This window comes from Pseudomonas sp. URMO17WK12:I6 (genome assembly GCF_003253625.1).
In the GTDB taxonomy this organism is placed as follows: Bacteria; Pseudomonadota; Gammaproteobacteria; order Pseudomonadales; family Pseudomonadaceae; genus Aquipseudomonas.
The window spans coordinates 334,588-351,562 of the sequence record NZ_QKYZ01000006.1; the positions used below are offsets into that span (position 1 = coordinate 334,588).

General features: G+C 61.4%; 9 protein-coding genes. 6 read left to right on the forward strand and 3 right to left on the reverse strand.

The genetic code is table 11. The features are described from left to right. Positions 1–6 precede the first annotated feature (6 nt). Positions 7–1,401, forward strand: a complete 1,395-nt coding sequence (locus F475_RS13920) for an efflux transporter outer membrane subunit (RefSeq protein ID WP_111454143.1) — start codon at positions 7–9, stop codon at positions 1,399–1,401. A gap of 66 nt (positions 1,402–1,467) precedes the next feature. Here the strand turns inward: F475_RS13920 and F475_RS13925 are convergent, their stop codons facing one another. Continuing rightward, complete coding sequence (locus F475_RS13925) at positions 1,468–3,096, reverse strand: PvdJ/PvdD/PvdP-like protein (protein WP_111454144.1); 1,629 nt, start codon at positions 3,094–3,096, stop codon at positions 1,468–1,470. Between the two features lie 327 nt (positions 3,097–3,423). On the opposite strand from F475_RS13925, the gene pvdM reads away from it, so the two are divergent. The 5 genes from pvdM (at position 3,424) to F475_RS13955 (ending at position 13,197) form a co-directional block, all read left to right on the forward strand. Continuing rightward, positions 3,424–4,794 (forward strand): pyoverdine-tailoring dipeptidase-like protein PvdM, encoded by a 1,371-nt coding sequence (gene pvdM, locus F475_RS13935; protein WP_111454145.1) that lies wholly within the window; start codon positions 3,424–3,426, stop codon positions 4,792–4,794. Further along, complete coding sequence (locus tag F475_RS13940; protein WP_111454146.1) at positions 4,791–6,071, forward strand: aminotransferase class V-fold PLP-dependent enzyme; 1,281 nt, start codon at positions 4,791–4,793, stop codon at positions 6,069–6,071. The genes pvdM and F475_RS13940 overlap by 4 nt, the downstream gene beginning before the upstream one ends. A 243-nt stretch (positions 6,072–6,314) precedes the next feature. Next, the gene (locus F475_RS13945; protein WP_111454147.1) at positions 6,315–7,202 is read left to right on the forward strand and encodes a formylglycine-generating enzyme family protein; all 888 of its coding nucleotides are present in this window, start codon (positions 6,315–6,317) and stop codon (positions 7,200–7,202) included. Between the two features lie 131 nt (positions 7,203–7,333). After that, positions 7,334–8,992, forward strand: a complete 1,659-nt coding sequence (locus tag F475_RS13950; protein WP_111454148.1) for a cyclic peptide export ABC transporter — start codon at positions 7,334–7,336, stop codon at positions 8,990–8,992. Between the two features lie 29 nt (positions 8,993–9,021). Further along, entirely contained in the window at positions 9,022–13,197 is a 4,176-nt protein-coding gene (locus F475_RS13955) for a non-ribosomal peptide synthetase (RefSeq protein ID WP_111454149.1), read from the forward strand. A gap of 112 nt (positions 13,198–13,309) precedes the next feature. Here the strand turns inward: F475_RS13955 and F475_RS13960 are convergent, their stop codons facing one another. After that, a complete protein-coding gene (locus F475_RS13960) occupies positions 13,310–13,678 on the reverse strand; it encodes a DUF6124 family protein (RefSeq protein ID WP_111454150.1) in 369 nt (122 codons plus the stop codon). A 475-nt stretch (positions 13,679–14,153) separates the two neighbouring features. Then, the gene (locus tag F475_RS13965) at positions 14,154–16,634 is read right to left on the reverse strand and encodes a TonB-dependent receptor (RefSeq protein WP_111454151.1); all 2,481 of its coding nucleotides are present in this window, start codon (positions 16,632–16,634) and stop codon (positions 14,154–14,156) included. Positions 16,635–16,975: the final 341 nt, after the last annotated feature.

Genomic DNA, 16,975 nt, shown 5'->3' on the forward strand with positions numbered 1-16,975 from the left:
CGATCTATGAAACCGCAACTGAGCCTGTTGACCCTTTGCCTGCTGCTCGGCGCCTGCAGCCACCCGGCTGCGCGCCCGGACAGCGGCATTCAACCACCGCCGGCCTGGCAATCGCCACACGATGAAAGTGCCTCCCGGACGAGTCGACAATGGTGGACGCAGTTCGGCAGCCCGCAGCTTGATCGCCTGATCGAACAGGTCCGCGTCGGCAGTTATGACCTCGCCGCCGCCATCGCTCGGGTGCATCAGGCCCGGGCCGACACGGTGATTGCCGGCGGCTCGCAGCTGCCGGAGGTCAAGGCCGGCATGAACGCCAACCGCCAGAAATTGCTGCGCGGCAACGGCTATAGTCAACTCGATGCCGACAGCAGCAACAAGGCCGTGGACTACTTTGACGCCAACCTCAGCGCCAGTTACGAAATCGACTTCTGGGGCGGCAAACGCGCGTCCCGGGACAGTGCGCAATTCGGGCTGCGCGCCAGCGAGTTCGATCAGGCCACGGTTGAATTGACCTTGCTCAGCGGCGTGGCCAACAGCTACGCGCAAGCCTTGTCGCTGGATGAACAAAGTCGCATTGCCGAGCTGAACCTGGCCAACGCGCAGAACGTTTTGAAGCTGGTGCAGACCCGTTTCGACTCAGGCTCGGCCACCGCACTGGAACTGGCGCAACAGAAAAGCCTGGTGGCGGCGCAACAACGGCAACTGCCGCTGATTCGCCAGCAAGCCGAGGACGCCCGGATCAGCCTCGCCGCCCTGCTTGGCCGGCCGGTTCAGCAACTTCCGCCCAGCCACGAATCCTTTGATCAACTGCAATGGCCTGCCATCGATGCCGGATTGCCCAGCGAACTGCTCAGCCGCCGCCCGGACATCGCCCGCGCCGAAGCGCAACTGGCCGCCGCCCAGGCCAACGTCACGGTCGCACGCGCAGCCATGTTGCCCGCCGTGACCCTCAGCGCCGACATCGGCTCGGGCGCCAACACGGCCAGCGATATTCTGCGCAGCCCGTTCTACAACCTCACCGCCGGGCTGGTCGCACCGATCTTCAATAACGGCCGCCTCGGTGCCGAGCGCGACAAGGCCACGGCCCGCCAACAAGAACTGCTGGAAGTCTACCGAGGCGCGATCATCAATGCGTTTGCCGACGTCGAAAAAGCCCTCAACAGCATTCGCGGCCTGGATGAGCAGCGGCAGTGGCAACGCGAAGAACTGAACCAGGCCCAGGCCGCGTTCAACATTGCGCAAAGCCGCTATCAGGCCGGGGCCGAGGATTGGCTGACGGTGCTGGAAACGCAGCGCACGCTGTATGCGGCGCAGGATGCGAATGTGCAACTGCGATTGTCGAGGGTGCAGGCGAGCATTGCGTTGTACAAGGCGCTGGGTGGGGGGTGGCAGGTGCTTTGATCGAGGTTATCCGTCACCAAAAACTGTGTGGCGAGGGAGCTTGCTCCCTTGCCACAAGTGCCTGGCTTACGAACTCAGCGGCTTGACCTTCAGATTCCGCGCATACCATGGCCGTTGCGGCACTCGCCGGAACAAATCCGCGAGTTTCTTTTCATCCGTACCGAAGGTAATGCGCAGCGCCAGCTTCATGGTTTCCGGGTCCATTTCCACTGACTTGCCGACCTGCAATCCCGGCGTAGTGCTGCAACCGTGGGTGCTCGGGCCGAGCCACGGATCATCGACTTCAACCCAGCGCCCCGGGGCGAACCAAGGCACGCCATTGACCTCAAGCCGACTGAGCTCCCCCGGATGGAAACGCTCGTGGGCGCGGAACCAGTCTTCCAGGCGATCGTCGATCCAGCCGTGGAAATGCCAGAACACCGGGTTCACGTGGGATGAAAACGGGTCACCGAGGAAGTCGTTTTCCGGCGCATACCAACGCGCGGAAAAGTCCGCCGGATCCCGGGCAAAAGGCACCGGCTGACCGTTGGAGGGATCCCGTGGCACCGAGGCCCAGCGCATGTGCAGCCAGTCGTGCAGCCCCAGTTCCACCTCCGAACCGAACTGCCCCAGGGTCAGCTTCGACAGGTAACGCGGGTCGCGGTAACGGGACTCCCATACCTGAAAATTACTGTGGTAGGTCTCGGCAGTCTTGATGTCGCTGACCCACTGGGTGTACTCGGTGTCTTCGGCGGCCAGCCAGGTAGGCGGCAGCGCCGTGCCATCGTGATTGTCGAAATAGCGGGCGAAGCCCTGACGGTCGCGCTCAAGCTCCGGCTGCGGCATCGGGAAGCTCGACCAGGACGGCAGGTCCTGCATCGAACGCGCCGTGCCGAGCATGTGCCGGTGCATGAAGAAAAAGTCGATCCCCGAGCCATTACGGTCTTTGCGCGGCCCCCGGGCATCGCGCTCATTGCCTCGCGGGCCCGGCTGCCAGCCGATGCCGCGCAAGGCGCCCTGTTGGTCCTTGGAGAGTTTGTGCCATTTGTCCCGCGAGGCGTGCCAGAGCTGGTGGAACAAGCGGTGTTCGGCGGATATCAGCCACGCCAGCAACGGCGGATTCAGACCGACACGCTCACGGGCTTCGGGAAACAGCCGTTTGCGCGCGACAAAACGATTGTCCAGTTCCAGCAAACCGAGCGGGCGATCCAGGCGCAGGATCCGCCCGCTGAGGGTGCCACTGCCGGCATTGCCGAAATCGGCCCAGACCTCATCGAACGTGACCGCCAGCTCATAAGCCGGCGCGCCGTTGGCCGATTGCCGATCGATCAGGCGCCAGTACAGCTGGCTGGCGTCAGGCGACACCAGGTCGCCGATCACCCGATAACGCGGCTCGGCTTCACCGCGTAACTGCTGCGCGGTATCGAGGCAACCACGCAGGCCACGGCCGCGCTGAGCGATGTCGAGAAACAGCTCCAGCCCGTGCTGCGGTAAACCGTCGAGGCCCGCTTGCGAACCTTCGAAGCGGATATCCCAGATGCCTCGCAGCGAGTTGGCCAACTGCTGACCCGCGGTGTCCGCGAGGTCGACCGTCGCCTCGCCGGGGGTAATCGTCGGGTCCGGCTTCGTCCATTCGCGATGCCCATAATAAGCCGCAGGCACGGCAGCGCCAGTCAGCGCCAGGCCTGCCATGAACCATCGTCGAGAAATCGTCATTGCCCTACCTGTGTCAGCCATGAAGCAGGCTTTATCCAAGCTAGAACGTTTGTTGTGCGGGGAAATTTAAGCGTGCCAAACACAATCCCCTGTGGCGAGGGAGCTTGCTCCCGCTCGGCTGCGAAGCAGTCGTAAATCCGGCGCATGCGGTGTGCCTGGCAGTACGAGGCTGCAGGTTTCAGGACTGCTTCGCAGTCCAACGGGAGCAAGCTCCCTCGCCACAGGGTATCTCGCTGTCTCCTAATTTTTTCTGCCAGCCACTCGTTCCTCCCAGATAGCAAAGGCCCCTGCGCCTGCACCGGGGCGGCGAACCTGACAGAGATGGCAATGACAAAACCACGTTCGAAAAAGGCTCTTTACATCGGCCTGCCGCTGGCCCTGGCGATCAGCGCCGGCGCGGGCTTCGCAGTCTGGTATTACGGATTCACGGACACCCCCGGTTACCCGATCAAGGTCATGCAACAGGCCGACGAGTTGCACGAGCGCATGCTCTCCTTCGACAGCCACATCACCCTGATGCAGAACTTCGGCACCCAGGGCAACGAAGCCGATAAGGACGGGACGGGGCAGTTCGACCTGGTCAAGGCCAACCGCGGACGCCTGTCCGGCGCGGCCCTGACGATTTTCGGCTGGCCGGAACTGTGGAATGGCGCCAACGCACCACACAAGCCCACCGCCGGCTTCGTCGAAGAGGCGCGCAACCAGCAGGAGATTCGCTACAAGATTATTTCCGGGATGGTCCGCGATTTTCCCAATCAGGTTGCCATCGCCTACACCCCCGACGATTTCCGTCGTTTGCACGGCGAAGGCAAGTTCGCGATTTTCATCAGCATGCTCAATGCCTACCCGCTGGGCCACGACCTGAACCTGCTGGACCTGTGGACGGCACGCGGCATGCGCATGTTCGGCTTCAGCTATATCGGCAATAACGACTGGGCCGACTCCTCGCGTCCCTTGCCGTTTTTCAACGATTCGCCGGATGCCCTCGACGGCCTCTCGGACCTGGGCAAGCAAGCGGTACATCGCTTGAATGACCTGGGTGTGATCATCGACGTGTCGCAAATGTCGACCAAAGCCCTGGAGCAAGTCGCGCAATTGAGCCGCACGCCGATGGTCGCCTCGCACTCGGCGCCACGGGCGATGGTCGATATCCCGCGCAACCTCAGCGACAAGGAAATGCAGCTGATCAAGAACAGCGGTGGCGTGGTGCAGGTGGTCGGTTTCTCCCAATACCTGCGCCCGCTGACCCAGACCACCCAGGACAAACTCAACGAACTGCGCAAAGCGTTCGACCTGCCGCCCCTGCCGAACCTCGCCATGGCATTGATGCCGGGCGATCCGGTCATCGCTGCCTGGCCCGAGAAAAAATTCGGCCAGTACGCCAGCCGTCTCTACGCGATTCTCGAAGAAGAACCCAAAGCCAGCCTCAAGGACCTCGGCGACGCCATCGATTACACGGTGCGAAAAATCGGCATTGACCATGTCGGCATCAGCTCCGACTTCAACGAAGGGGGCGGCGTCAAAGGCTGGGAAAACGTCGGTGACATTCGCAATGTCACGGCGGAACTGATCTCGCGCGGCTACTCCGAAGCAGACATCGCCAAGCTCTGGGGCGGCAACTTCCTGCGAGTCTGGGATCAGGTACAGAAAGCCGCCAAGCCGGCGCTGATTTCACAACAAGGCACGAGCACACCATGAGCGATCGTCGCACTTTTCTGAAACAGGCCGGGATCCTCGCCGCCGGCCTGCCGTTGACTGCCGGTCTGGACAACGTCGCCAACGCCACGCCAGTGCCATCGCTGCCTGGGAACAAATGGGCGCAACTGCGGCAGCTGTTCAACCAGGATCCGGATTACCTGCATTTCTCCAATTTCCTGATCACCTCGCACCCAAAACCTGTGCGTGAAGCGATCGAGATGCACCGTGCCGCCCTCGATAAAAACCCCGGGTTGGCGATGGACTGGGACCTGGGTGTGATCGAGCAGCGCGAAGAAGAGGTGCGTGTCTGGGCCGGTCGTTACCTGCAAGCCAATGCCAGACAGATCGCCTTGACCGGCAGCACCACCGAAGGCCTGGCGATGATTTACGGCGGCGTTCATGTACGCCCCGACCAGGAAATCCTGACCACCGCCCACGAGCATTACGCGACCCACACCATTCTCGATCTGCGCACCCAACGGGACGGTACTCGGGTGCGCAAGATCAGGTTGTTCAAGGATCCGCAGACGGTGTCCAAAGCGGAGATCCTGGCCTCGATCGACCAGAACATCAAACCGCAAACCCGTGTACTCGGCATGACCTGGGTGCATTCCGGCAGCGGCGTGAAACTGCCGGTCGCTGACATCGGCGCGCTGGTGGACAAGCACAATCGCGGCCGCGCCGATCAGGACCGCATTATTTACCTGGTCGACGGCGTGCACGGCTTTGGTGTCGAGGACTTGAGTTTTCCGGCCATGAACTGCGATTTCTTCATCGCCGGCACCCACAAATGGCTGTTCGGCCCCCGTGGTACTGGCATCGTTTGCAGCCGCAGTGAAGAGGTCAAATACGTCACGCCGATCATCCCGACCTTCTCCGAAGCCACGGCCTTCTCCACCACCATGACGCCCGGCGGCTACCACTCGTTCGAGCACCGCTGGGCACTGAACGAAGCCTTCAAGCTGCATTTGCAATGGGGCAAGGCCGATGTTCAGGCGCGTATCCATGCCCTGAACAGCCATATGAAAAAACGCCTGCAAGCGCACCCGCAGATCGAACTGGTCACGCCCGTGAGTCCCGAGCTGTCATCCGGTTTCAGCTTCTTTCGGGTCAAGGGCAAAAGCAGCGACAAGATCGCCGCCTGGCTGATGCAAAACCGCGTGATCGCCGATGCCGTGGAGCGCGACGTGGGCCCGGTGATCCGCACGGCGCCGGGGCTGCTCAACACCGAAGCTGAAGTCGACCGCTTCATCGCGTTGCTCGGCAAACAGCTCTGATCGCCAGCCCCATGGTTAATGTCAGTCAGTTAAGTCGTAACGCGATCTGTAGCAGCTGGCGAAGCCTGCGTTCGGCTGCGAAGCAGTCGTGAATCCGACTGACGCGGTCTGCCTGACACACCGTAATCTCTGGTTTTACGACTGCTTCGCAGCCGAACGCAGGCTTCGCCAGCTGCTACAGAGATTGCGGCGTGGCGGAAGTTGCCCCCCCTGATTCCCTTTAACTTTTTATCGAGAGCAATGATGAACAGTGAGTTGCGTAGCTTGTCCCTGAAAACGCTCCCCGCACTGGCCTTCGCCGCCGTGGTTGCAGGCCTGCTGCCGGGTGCCGCTCAGGCCGCCGCCCCCGCCCCGCCCGGCAAAGTGTTCAAGGACTGCAAGCACTGCCCGGAGATGGTCGTGCTGCCTACCGGGACCTTCACCATGGGCACTCCGGACAATGAGGTGGGCCGCGAGCCCGATGAAGGTCCGTTGCACCCGGTGACCTTCGCCAAACCGCTGGCCATCAGCCGCTTTCAGGTGCTGGCCGGCGAGTGGGACGCGTACCTGCGCGACAGCGGTTACCTCATGCCCGACGGCGACACCCGGCCGGGCCGCGAGTGCAAGGCTGGCGTGCCGCGCTATGAACGCACGGCCAGGCATCCGGCTGTGTGCATGAACTTCCCCGAGGTCAATGCCTATGTGGCCTGGCTCTCGAAGAAGACCGGCAAGCACTATCGACTGGTCAGCGAATCGCTGCGTGAGTATGCCGCTCGCGCGGGCAGCAGCGGCCCGTTCCCCTTCCCGTTCGATGAAGGCAAGGAATACAGCATCGCCAAACACGCCAACACCTACGGCGCCGCCGATGGCTACAACTTCACCTCACCGGCGGGCAGTTTCCCGGCCAACGCCTTCGGCGTGTACGACATGCACGGCAACGTCTATGAGTGGACCGCCGATTGCTACAACGACAACTACGTCGGCGCACCGAGCGATGGCAGCGCCTGGTTGACCGGCGAATGCACCGCCCGGCGCATTCGCGGCAATGACTGGGGTGAAGCACCGGTGTTCTCGCGTTCGGGCAACCGTAATGCCACCTACCCCGACACCCGTGGCGACTGGCTCGGTTTTCGCGTCGCGCGGGATCTTTGAGGCTCCCACCTCCTGTCGCATGACCTGCAACAAACCCGTGCGCGGCTAAATCGCCGCCCACGGGTTTCGTCTTTTAAGCAGCCAAACTCTTGAACCTTTGCCCTTTAGCGGCACTTGAAGCGGAAACTTCCATGACCTCAAAATCCCGCGGAGCCTTCAGTGAAGTCCTCGGCCTGCTCAGGCCTTTCCGGGTCATCGTTGTGGTGTCGATCATGCTCGGCATGCTCGGTGGCCTCAGCATCACCGCGTTACTGGCGACCATCAATGACGCGCTGAACGCCGCCGACACCCCGTCGACCCGGGTGTTGGCAACGTTTATCGGCCTGTGCGCGGTGGCGTTGCTGACGTCGATCCTGTCGGACATCGGCACCAACCATGTCGGGCAACACATCATTGCCGGGCTGCGTAAATCCCTGGGGGAAAAAGTCCTGTTGGCACCGATCGAACAGATCGAGCGCTTCCGCAGTTATCGACTGATTCCGGTGCTGACCCATGACGTCGACACCGTCAGTGATTTCGCCTTTTCCTTCGCGCCGCTGGCCATTGCGTTCACCGTCACCCTCGGTTGCCTGAGCTACCTGGCCTACCTGTCGTTGCCGATGTTTGCCTTGCTGCTGGTGGCCCTGGTGATCGGCACCGCGCTGCAATACGTGGCCCGGACCAAGGGCATCAAGGGTTTCCAGGCGGCTCGCGAAGCCGAGGACGAACTGCAAAAGCACTACAGCGCGATTGCCGCCGGTGCCAAGGAACTGCGCATCCATCGTCCGCGCCGCCAACGCATGTTCAGCCAACGCATCGAAGGCACCGCTGATTTCATCTGCAACACGCACATCCGCGCGGTCAACACCTTCGTGGTGGCCAAGACCCTTGGCTCGATGCTGTTTTTCGTGGTGATCGGCCTGGCGCTGGCCCTGCAATCGCTGTGGCTGGGCACCGATAAAGCGGTGCTCAGCGGGTTCGTGCTGGTGCTGCTGTACATGAAGGGCCCGATGGAATACCTGGTCACCACCCTGCCGGTGGTCAGCCGCGCCAACATTGCGTTCAAGCGCATTGCCGACCTGGCGGAGCAGTTTTCCTCGCCGGAACCGCACCTGCTGCTCAGTGACAAAGACGCGCCGAAACCGGTGGTCGAACACCTTGAAATGCGCGACGTGCATTTCGCCTTCCCGGCGGTGGACGGCAGCAAGCCCTTCGCCCTCGGACCGGTCAACCTGTCCATCGCCCAGGGCGAGATCGTGTTTATCGTCGGCGAGAATGGCGGCGGCAAGACCACGCTGATCAAGTTGCTGCTGGGGCTGTATGCGCCCCAGGGCGGGGAAATCATCCTTAACGGTAAGCCGGTCCTGGCGCATAACCGCGACGACTATCGCCAGTTGTTCACCACGATTTTCGCCGACTACTACCTGTTCGACGAATTGGTACAAGGCGAGCAGAACGTTCCCGAAGACGCCAACCGTTACCTGGAACGCCTGGAAATCTCGCACAAGGTCTGCATCCGCGATGGCGCCTTCAGCACCACCGACCTGTCCACCGGCCAGCGCAAACGCCTGGCCCTGTTGAACGCCTGGCTGGAAGAACGCCCGGTGCTGGTGTTCGACGAGTGGGCGGCCGACCAGGACCCGGCCTTCCGGCGCATCTTCTACACCGAGCTGTTGCCGGAACTCAAATACCTGGGCAAGACCATCATCGTCATTTCCCACGACGACCGTTACTTCGATGTCGCCGACCAATTGGTGCGGATGGAAGGCGGCAAGCTCGTCGCGCAAAAAAAACCGTTGGCGACCGCCTGAACGATCCACCGCCGACTACGAGAGCCCCGATGAACGATTTGATCGATGATGATGTACTGGCGCTGTTGCTGGCCGATGCCGGTGATCAACCCCAAGGGATAACCGCCCGCGTCAACCAGCGCCCGGCGCCGCTGTCTTTTGCCCAGCAGCGGCTGTGGTTTCTCCAGCAACTGTCACCGAACAACGCCGCCTACAACCTGCCCCGTGTCATGCGCATCACCGGCCCCCTGGCGCCCCGGCGGCTGGAAACAGCCCTGAACAAGGTGCTTGAGCGTCACGATATTTTGCGCAGTGCCTTCGTCGAAATCGATGGTTGCGCCATGCAGGTGGTCGATGCGCAGGCAACACTGGTGCTCGGCCATGAAGACCTGTCGGGTCTGTCGGACGAAGCCCGCGCCAACCGGATCGCGCTACGTATCGAGGCCCAGGCCGGCATGCCGTTCGATCTGCGCCAGGCGCCGCTGATGCGGGCGACACTGCTGCAGATTTCGGTCGACGAGCATCTGTTGCTGATGAACATGCACCACATCGTTTCCGATGCCTGGTCCAATGCCATTCTGATGCAAGACCTGACACGGGCCTTTGCCCAGGCCGGCAGCGGCGATACATCACCCTTGCCCCGCCCGGCCATCCAGTACGCCGACTATGCCGCCTGGCAACGCGGTGACTACCTGCATAGCGCAACCTGCGCCAGCAGCGCCGACTACTGGCAAAACTACCTCGGCACTCCGTTGCCGACCCTGGATATGCCGGTGGATTTCCCCCGCAGCGCGCAACACCGCCATCCGGCCGGCCAGCATGAGTTCGAACTGCCGGGGTCACTTTCGGCTGCCCTGAACCGCTTCTGCCAGCAACAGGGCCTGACGCCGTTCGTGGTCGCGCTCGGGGCCTGGCAACTGTTGTTGAGCCGCTACAGCGGTCAGCAGGACTTTACCGTCGGCGTGCCGAATGCCACGCGCAATCGCAGCGAAACCCAAGCGCTGGTCGGCTTCTTTGTCAGCAGTCAGGTGTATCGCGTACGCCTTGATCCGTTGCTGTCCGCCAGCGATTTCCTGCAGCGCCTGCGCCGTGAATCCCTGGCGGCGCTGGACCACGCGGATTACCCGCTGGAGTTGAGTTTCGATGCCCTGCAATTGCAGGCCAGCGCGCAAGCCAATCCACTGTTCCAGGTGCTGTTCAACTGGCGTGCCGACAGCGCAGAGCCGGCGCACATCGATCTGGACGGACTGACGCTGGAGTTCCTTGACGCGGGGTCGAGCCAGGCCAAATTCGATGTGTCACTGGACGTCACGTACTCGCCACACGGCGTGGCAGCGAGCCTGGAATACAGCCGCGATCTCTACACCCCTGCAACCATCGAGCGTCTGGCCCGGCACTGGCAGAATCTGCTCCAGGCACTGGTCGATGATCCTGATCGCGCGCTCGGCGAACTGCCGTTGCTGGGCGAGGATGAGCGACAGGTGCAGTTGCAGCAGTGGAACCCGCCCGTGTCGGCCCAACCCGAGGAAGGCGTGCATCAATTGTTCGAACGCCAGGCGCTGGCAACCCCCGACTCGGTAGCCCTGATCTTCAACGACCTTGAGCTCAGCTATGCCCAGCTCAACGCCGCCGCCAATGGCCTGGCCCACTCGTTGATTGCACAGGGTGTCGGACCGGAAGTGCTGGTGGGCATTGCCGTGGAGCGTTCGGCGCACATGATCATCAGCCTGCTGGCGGTGCTCAAGGCCGGCGGCGCTTATGTACCGCTGGACCCCGACTACCCGCAGGAACGCCTGGCCTGGATGATTGAAGACAGTGGCCTGAGCGTGTTGCTGAGCCAGCGTTCGCTGCTTGATCGGCTGCCATCGATGCCCGGCGTCCAGCGACGCTGCGTCGACGACATCGATGTCCGGGGGACGCTGCCCGCACTTGACCCGCCCTGCCGCACCACCGGCCAAAACCTCGCCTATGTGATGTTCACGTCCGGCTCTACCGGTCGCCCCAAAGGGGTCGGCATCACCCAGGCGGCGTTGACCCGTCACGCCCAGGTGGCGCTGGAGTTTCTCGGCCTGAGCGCACAGGACCGGTCCCTGCAGTTCGCCACGTTCAACTTCGATGCCTTTGTCGAGCAGTTTTACCCGGCGTTGATCTGCGGCGCCTCGGTGGTGCTGCGCGGGCCGGATATCTGGGACAGTGAAACCTGGTACCGCGAACTGCTCGATAAACAGTTCAGCGTCAGCGACCTGACCACCACCTACTGGAACATGCTGGCCAAGGACTTCGCCGCTGCCGGTCAGCGCGACTACGGTGCACTGCGGCAAGTGATCGTCGGTGGCGAAGCGATGCCACCGGAGGGCGTTGCGGCCTGGGGCAAGGCCGGGCTCGGGCACGTGAAGCTGCTGAACACCTACGGGCCGACGGAAACGACCGTCAGCGCCACAGTGCTGGATTGCAGCGACTACGTGACAGGGCAAATCGCCCTGCCCAAAAGCATGCCGATCGGCCAGCCTCTGGCCGGACGGGCGATTTACCTGCTCGATGCCGGCGGCCAGCCAGTGCCAGTGGGTGTCGTCGGTGAACTGATGATTGCCGGCGACCTGCTCGCACGCGGCTACTTCAAGCGACCTGAGCTCACGGCCGAGCGCTTCATCCCCGACCCGTTCGATGTTCAGGGCGGCGGTCGTCTCTACCGCACCGGCGATCTGGCGCGCTATCGCGCCGACGGTGTGATCGAGTATGCAGGCCGGCTGGATCACCAGGTGAAGATTCGCGGCTTCCGCATCGAACTCGGGGAAATCGAGTCATGCCTGCTGCGATCGCCGCAGGTCCGCGAGGCGTTGGTGGTTGCCCGGGAAGGCGCGGTGGGTTTGCAACTGGTCGGCTATGTCGTGGCCCAAAGCGACTCGCTGAGCGAGCAGCAACAACTCGACCTGCGCGAAACCCTCAAGGCTGAGCTCAAGGCCAATCTGCCGGACTACATGGTGCCCAGTCATCTGCTGGTACTGGCCGCCATGCCGTTGAGCCCCAACGGCAAGCTCGACCGCAAGGCCCTGCCGCAGCCCGACCTCAGCCAGACGCAGCGGCACTTCATTGCCCCCGAAACGCCCCTGGAAAAGGCGCTCGCCGAACTCTGGCAAGAAGCGTTGCAGGTCGAGCGTGTCAGCCTGGACGACAACTTTTTCGAACTCGGTGGCCACTCGATTCTGGCCATTCAATTCATCTCGACCCTTAACGCGCGCCTGGGCATCAAACTGGCGTTGCAACACATGCTGGCTCACCCCAATGTCCAGGCACTGGCCAGATTCATCGCCCTGGAGCATCAGCAGCATGTGCAATGCGTGGTCGAACTCAATGCCTCGACAGCGTCGGCACCGCCGCTATTCTGCCTGCACCCCAGCGGCGGTATCGTGTTCTGTTATCAGCCGCTGGCGAAAAAACTCAGTGCCCATGCCCGGACCTTCGGCGTGATGCACAAGGGCTTTGCCGACAAAGACTCGATCGCTCAGACATGGGCCGAGATGATTGCCGACTACAGCGCACAGATCGTCGAGAAACAGCCCCACGGCCCCTACCGATTGATGGGCTGGTCATTGGGGGGCGCGATTGCCATGGACGTCGCCGCCCACCTGGAGCGCCAGGGCAAGGAAGTGACCTTCCTCGGCCTCGTCGACACCACTCTGCCAGAACGCGACCTGCCCGCCGACCTGCCGCGCAAGCCTCAGGAAGAAGACAACCCGAACCACCTCAGCGCGGAAAACGAACTGCTGGCGGCGCTCGAAGTCTTCAACCTGATGTTTGCGCATCTGGAACCGGCGGCGGCGAGCTTCATCGCCCGGAACCCGACGGCCGACCTCAAGACCTTCTATCGCTGGGCCAGCGAACAGACGGCCACCGGCGAGCAAGAGATGATCGCGACCCTGGAAGGCATCAAGCAGGAAGTCATGAACGCCCAGGCCTATGCGATTCACGATCGCCTGGTGGACGCGTTCAATGCCTTCTCGCTGCCGCCGCTCAAGGTCAAGGCCAGTTGCTGGTGGTCGCTGTCGCATAAAACCCTGGAGCAAGTGCTGTATTCGGAACAACTGCTCAGGGCCCACAACGTGACAGGCCAATTGCACACCTCGATCCACTCACCACTGCCGCACCGCAGCATGATCTACAGCGAGTCGCTACTGGAGTCGTTTACCGAAGTGTTCCTCGGCTGCCAGGGCAAGTCATGTAGCTGACCGAGCGACGGCAAAAAAAAACGCAGAAGCCATGGCTTCTGCGTTTTTGTTTGTGCTTGTTGACTGCTGCTAAATAGCGAGGGCGCAAGCGCCCTCACTACCTGCCTGGCGACTACCCAGGCTTGTGGTTATCCAGTACGCGTTTGACCGCTAACTCACTCATCAGGATCACCCGTTGCAGCACCAGCATCGTATAGCGTCGCGAGCCGTCCGCCAGCTCGGCGAGATCGTTGACCATCTCGCGGGCCGATGCCAACGATTCGCTGGCGTCGACCAGCAACGTTTCGTCATCCACCGCTGCGTCGATGGTGAAGATGGTGCTGGGCTTGCGGGGCGGTATCTGCGTTTTCGTCGCCCCTGGGTTGAGGTAGAAGTTGAGTGCGCGGTCGGCCGCCTCTTTCAGTTTCTTGGGGTCAAGATCAAGAGAGACGTCGTAAGGTACTGGATTAGTATCCGGGGGGTTGGGTGTGACTTTGAACATGGTTGAAACTCCTACTACAAATTTTAAGGAGCCGTCACCTTCGCTACCAAACGAGGGGTGGCGGCCATACGCGGGTTGGTAGACCGGCTGTAGTAGGAACCCGGCGCTCACGAAGGAGCCCCACGCATGACCACCATAAAAGCGAGTCCCAAAACAGGGGCTGCATAAGGTGTTGCCATACGGCTACTACAAGCGGGCTACCAAACCCGATCACTGTTTTGCAGTGACCCGGAAACGATATAGCCCGCCCCATAGCCGCACAAGCCGGCGGATTCTGGCGCACACGTAGGTAACGACGCAAGGTGTTGTAGCCGCTTCTGACGTAACACCGAGTGTCTATAAACACGCGTCGTTAAACCTTAAACGGTTGAGTGTTGGGGGGAATGGATGGCGGAGCATGCTCGCTCCTGCAGAGGGTGTTGGCCCATGTCCCTCAAAGGGGCATGGGCCGGGTTCATACCAGCGGGAGCGTGGATCAGAACTGCGGTGTGTATTTCACGCTGAACATCACGTTGCGTGGATCACCGTAGTTGTTGTTGCCGTTGATCTGGTTGTAGGCCGCTGCGAAGTAGGTCTTGTCAAACAGGTTGTTGGCGTTCATCGCCAGCTCGATTTCCGGAGTGAGCTGGTAACCGACGCGGGCATTCCACACGGTGTAACCCGGAACGTTGACGGAGTGGTCGAAACCTATCGTGTGGGTTTGTGCGGTAAAGCCCAGGCCTGTACTCACACGGCTCCAGTCGCCGCTCAACTGATAATTGCCCCACACACGCAGCATGTGTTTAGGCGTCCACCAGCTGAAGATTTTGCCTTCGTTGTCAGGGTCGTCGAGGTATTTGGTGGTGTTGTAGGTGTAGCCGGCAAACAGTTGCAGATTGTCGATCACTTCGCCGCTGATTTCGGCGTCCAGACCCTGGCTGCGCACTTTGCCCGATGCCGTCGAGCAGAACCAACCGTCGCAGGTTTGCGCACCCTGCGTATCGAGAACGGCACGGTTTTCCTGGTCGTAACGGAACAGGGCCACGGAGGTATTGATCCGGCCATCCATCAACTCGCCCTTGAGACCAATCTCGTAGTTACTGCCGATAATCGGTTTGAGTACCGCGCCGGCGGTATCGCGTTCGGTCTGCGGTGTATATACGTCGGTGTAACTGGCGTAGACCGCCCATTCGCGGCTCAGGTCATAGACGATACCGGCATAGGGCGTGACTTCTCCGGTTTCAGTGGCGGTGCTTTTTGGATCTTCTGTAATGCCGCTCGCGGTCTGGGTCGAAGACTTGTAATTGTAGTCGTACCAACTGACGCGCGAGCCGAGCACCAGGGTCAGGTCTTCAACAGGCTTGACCCGCCAGCTGCCGTACAGGCCTTTCTGGCGGATGTCGTATTGGCTGGGAGTCCCACGACCACCGGGGCTATTGATCAAGCCTTCGTAGCTGATCTCCGGACGGTTGTGATCAATGTCGAAGATATTGTCGGAGCTGTCATTGAAGGTTCGGGCGTATTTGTCGTCCGAGGTGTATTTGGAATAGTTGCCGCCCACCATGATTTCCTGCGGCATGGACAAGGCTTCGAACTTGCCGGTGAGGTTCATGTCCAGGGCGACTTTGGTGGAGTCCATGTCCGTCACGAAGTCCGCGTATTGCACGCCGCTGCCATCGGGATTGATGCCATCGCCGGTGGATTGCACCCGCTGGTTCTTCGCCTTGTTGGTTTCCGTCATGCGCACGGCGCCGATCTTGAAGGCCCAGTCATCGTTGAAACGGTGTTCCAGATCGGTGTAGAGCGTGGTGACGTCGATATCCGAATGGTTCCACTTCGCCCCGGTGTACGTGCTGCGCGGCAGGTCGATGGGTTTACTGTCGGAGTAACGCGGGAAGCCGCGGACATTCGAGCGCGATTCGCCGTCGGACTGGCTGACCGCGACCCCCACGGTGGTGGCTTCGCTCAGATCGAAGTCCAGCGCACCGTACAGCGAGGTGGTCTTGTACCATTCGGAATCAACGAATGTGTGGGTGTCGTCCTGGTCGGCCACGAAACGTCCACGAATGGTGCCGTTCTGGTTCAACGGCCCGCCCGCGTCCAGTTGCAGACCGTAGTGATCCCAGGAGCCAGCCTTGCCGGTCAGGGTCACGGTCGGTGTGGCCTGACCGCGCTTGCGCACCAGGTTGACCGCGCCACCCGGGCTGCCGGTGCCTTGCAGCAAGCCCGACGCACCACGCAGCACCTCCATGCGATCGAAGAAAATCAAGTCCTGCGTGGCCCAGTTGCCCAATGCGTAAGTGTTGCGCGGGATCGGCACACCGTCGTACTGCCAGTCATCGATCTGGAAACCGCGCGAAGAGAGGATCAAACCTCTGCCGACGCCTTGGGCACCGACCAGTCCGGTGGTCTTGTTGGCCGCGTCCTTGAGATCGACGATATCCTGATCATCCATTTGCTTGCGGGTCATCACCGTGACCGACTGCGGAATTTCCTTGAGGGTGTGGGTGCCCTTGCCGATGGTCACGGCATTCGAGGTGTAGGAATTCGAACCTTCGGTGGTCGCGCCCACCTGTTGCGCGTTGATGGTGGTGGCGCCCAGTTCCAGACCCTCGGTCGAACTGCCGCGTACCAGCATCAGCGTGTTGCCTTCAAAGCTGTAGTGCACGCCCGTGCCCTTGAGCAATTGGGCAATCGCCGCTTCGCCGCTCAACTTGCCGCTGACGCGTGTGCTGCGCAGGCCGGCCATGTCATCGGCGTTGTAGATCACCTGCTGATTGGTCTGCGTGCCAAACGCCTGCAGCGCCTGGGGCAAAGGCTGGGCAGGAATGTCGAGGGTGAAGTCTTCCGCGTGGACCTGCGCGCTGAGCGGCAGCAGGCAAGCCATGCCCAGACCGGCCAACGAGCGACGCGAGCGCAAGGTTCGGGCAATGACCAAGGCCTTGAACAGAGGTTTCAACTCATGAATTGCTGACATCGTGCTCTCTATTTTTAATTGAAATGGATAGGATCCATGGGCAATCGAGTGCCCTGCCGCTGCCTGGACCTGTGAACCACCTGGATCGGCTGCCTCTCGGGCAACACGTCGCAAGTCGATGACCGGCCCCTCCCCGGGCTCGATCGTTTGTCCGGGCAGCGGTAAAAATGTGTACGGCTGGGAAAACCTGAGCCCAGTGGCTACCCTGCCCGGCTCGATTTATCTGCTTACGTAAGTAAGACGCAGCACCGCGCAAAAACCGGAATGAGTTTATTTATCATTTGCGCAAACATTCAAAAAAAAGGCCGACGCATTGGGCGTCGGCCTTTTTTTCTGCTACT

Coding starts and splice junctions, on each gene's coding strand:
- pvdM (WP_111454145.1), top strand. CDS start 3,424: ATGACAAAACCACGTTCGAAAAAGGCTCTTTACATCGGCCTGCCGCTG.
- F475_RS13940 (WP_111454146.1), top strand. CDS start 4,791: ATGAGCGATCGTCGCACTTTTCTGAAACAGGCCGGGATCCTCGCCGCC.
- F475_RS13925 (WP_111454144.1), bottom strand. CDS start 3,096: ATGACGATTTCTCGACGATGGTTCATGGCAGGCCTGGCGCTGACTGGC.
- F475_RS13955 (WP_111454149.1), top strand. CDS start 9,022: ATGAACGATTTGATCGATGATGATGTACTGGCGCTGTTGCTGGCCGAT.
- F475_RS13950 (WP_111454148.1), top strand. CDS start 7,334: ATGACCTCAAAATCCCGCGGAGCCTTCAGTGAAGTCCTCGGCCTGCTC.
- F475_RS13960 (WP_111454150.1), bottom strand. CDS start 13,678: ATGTTCAAAGTCACACCCAACCCCCCGGATACTAATCCAGTACCTTAC.
- F475_RS13965 (WP_111454151.1), bottom strand. CDS start 16,634: ATGTCAGCAATTCATGAGTTGAAACCTCTGTTCAAGGCCTTGGTCATT.
- F475_RS13945 (WP_111454147.1), top strand. CDS start 6,315: ATGAACAGTGAGTTGCGTAGCTTGTCCCTGAAAACGCTCCCCGCACTG.
- F475_RS13920 (WP_111454143.1), top strand. CDS start 7: ATGAAACCGCAACTGAGCCTGTTGACCCTTTGCCTGCTGCTCGGCGCC.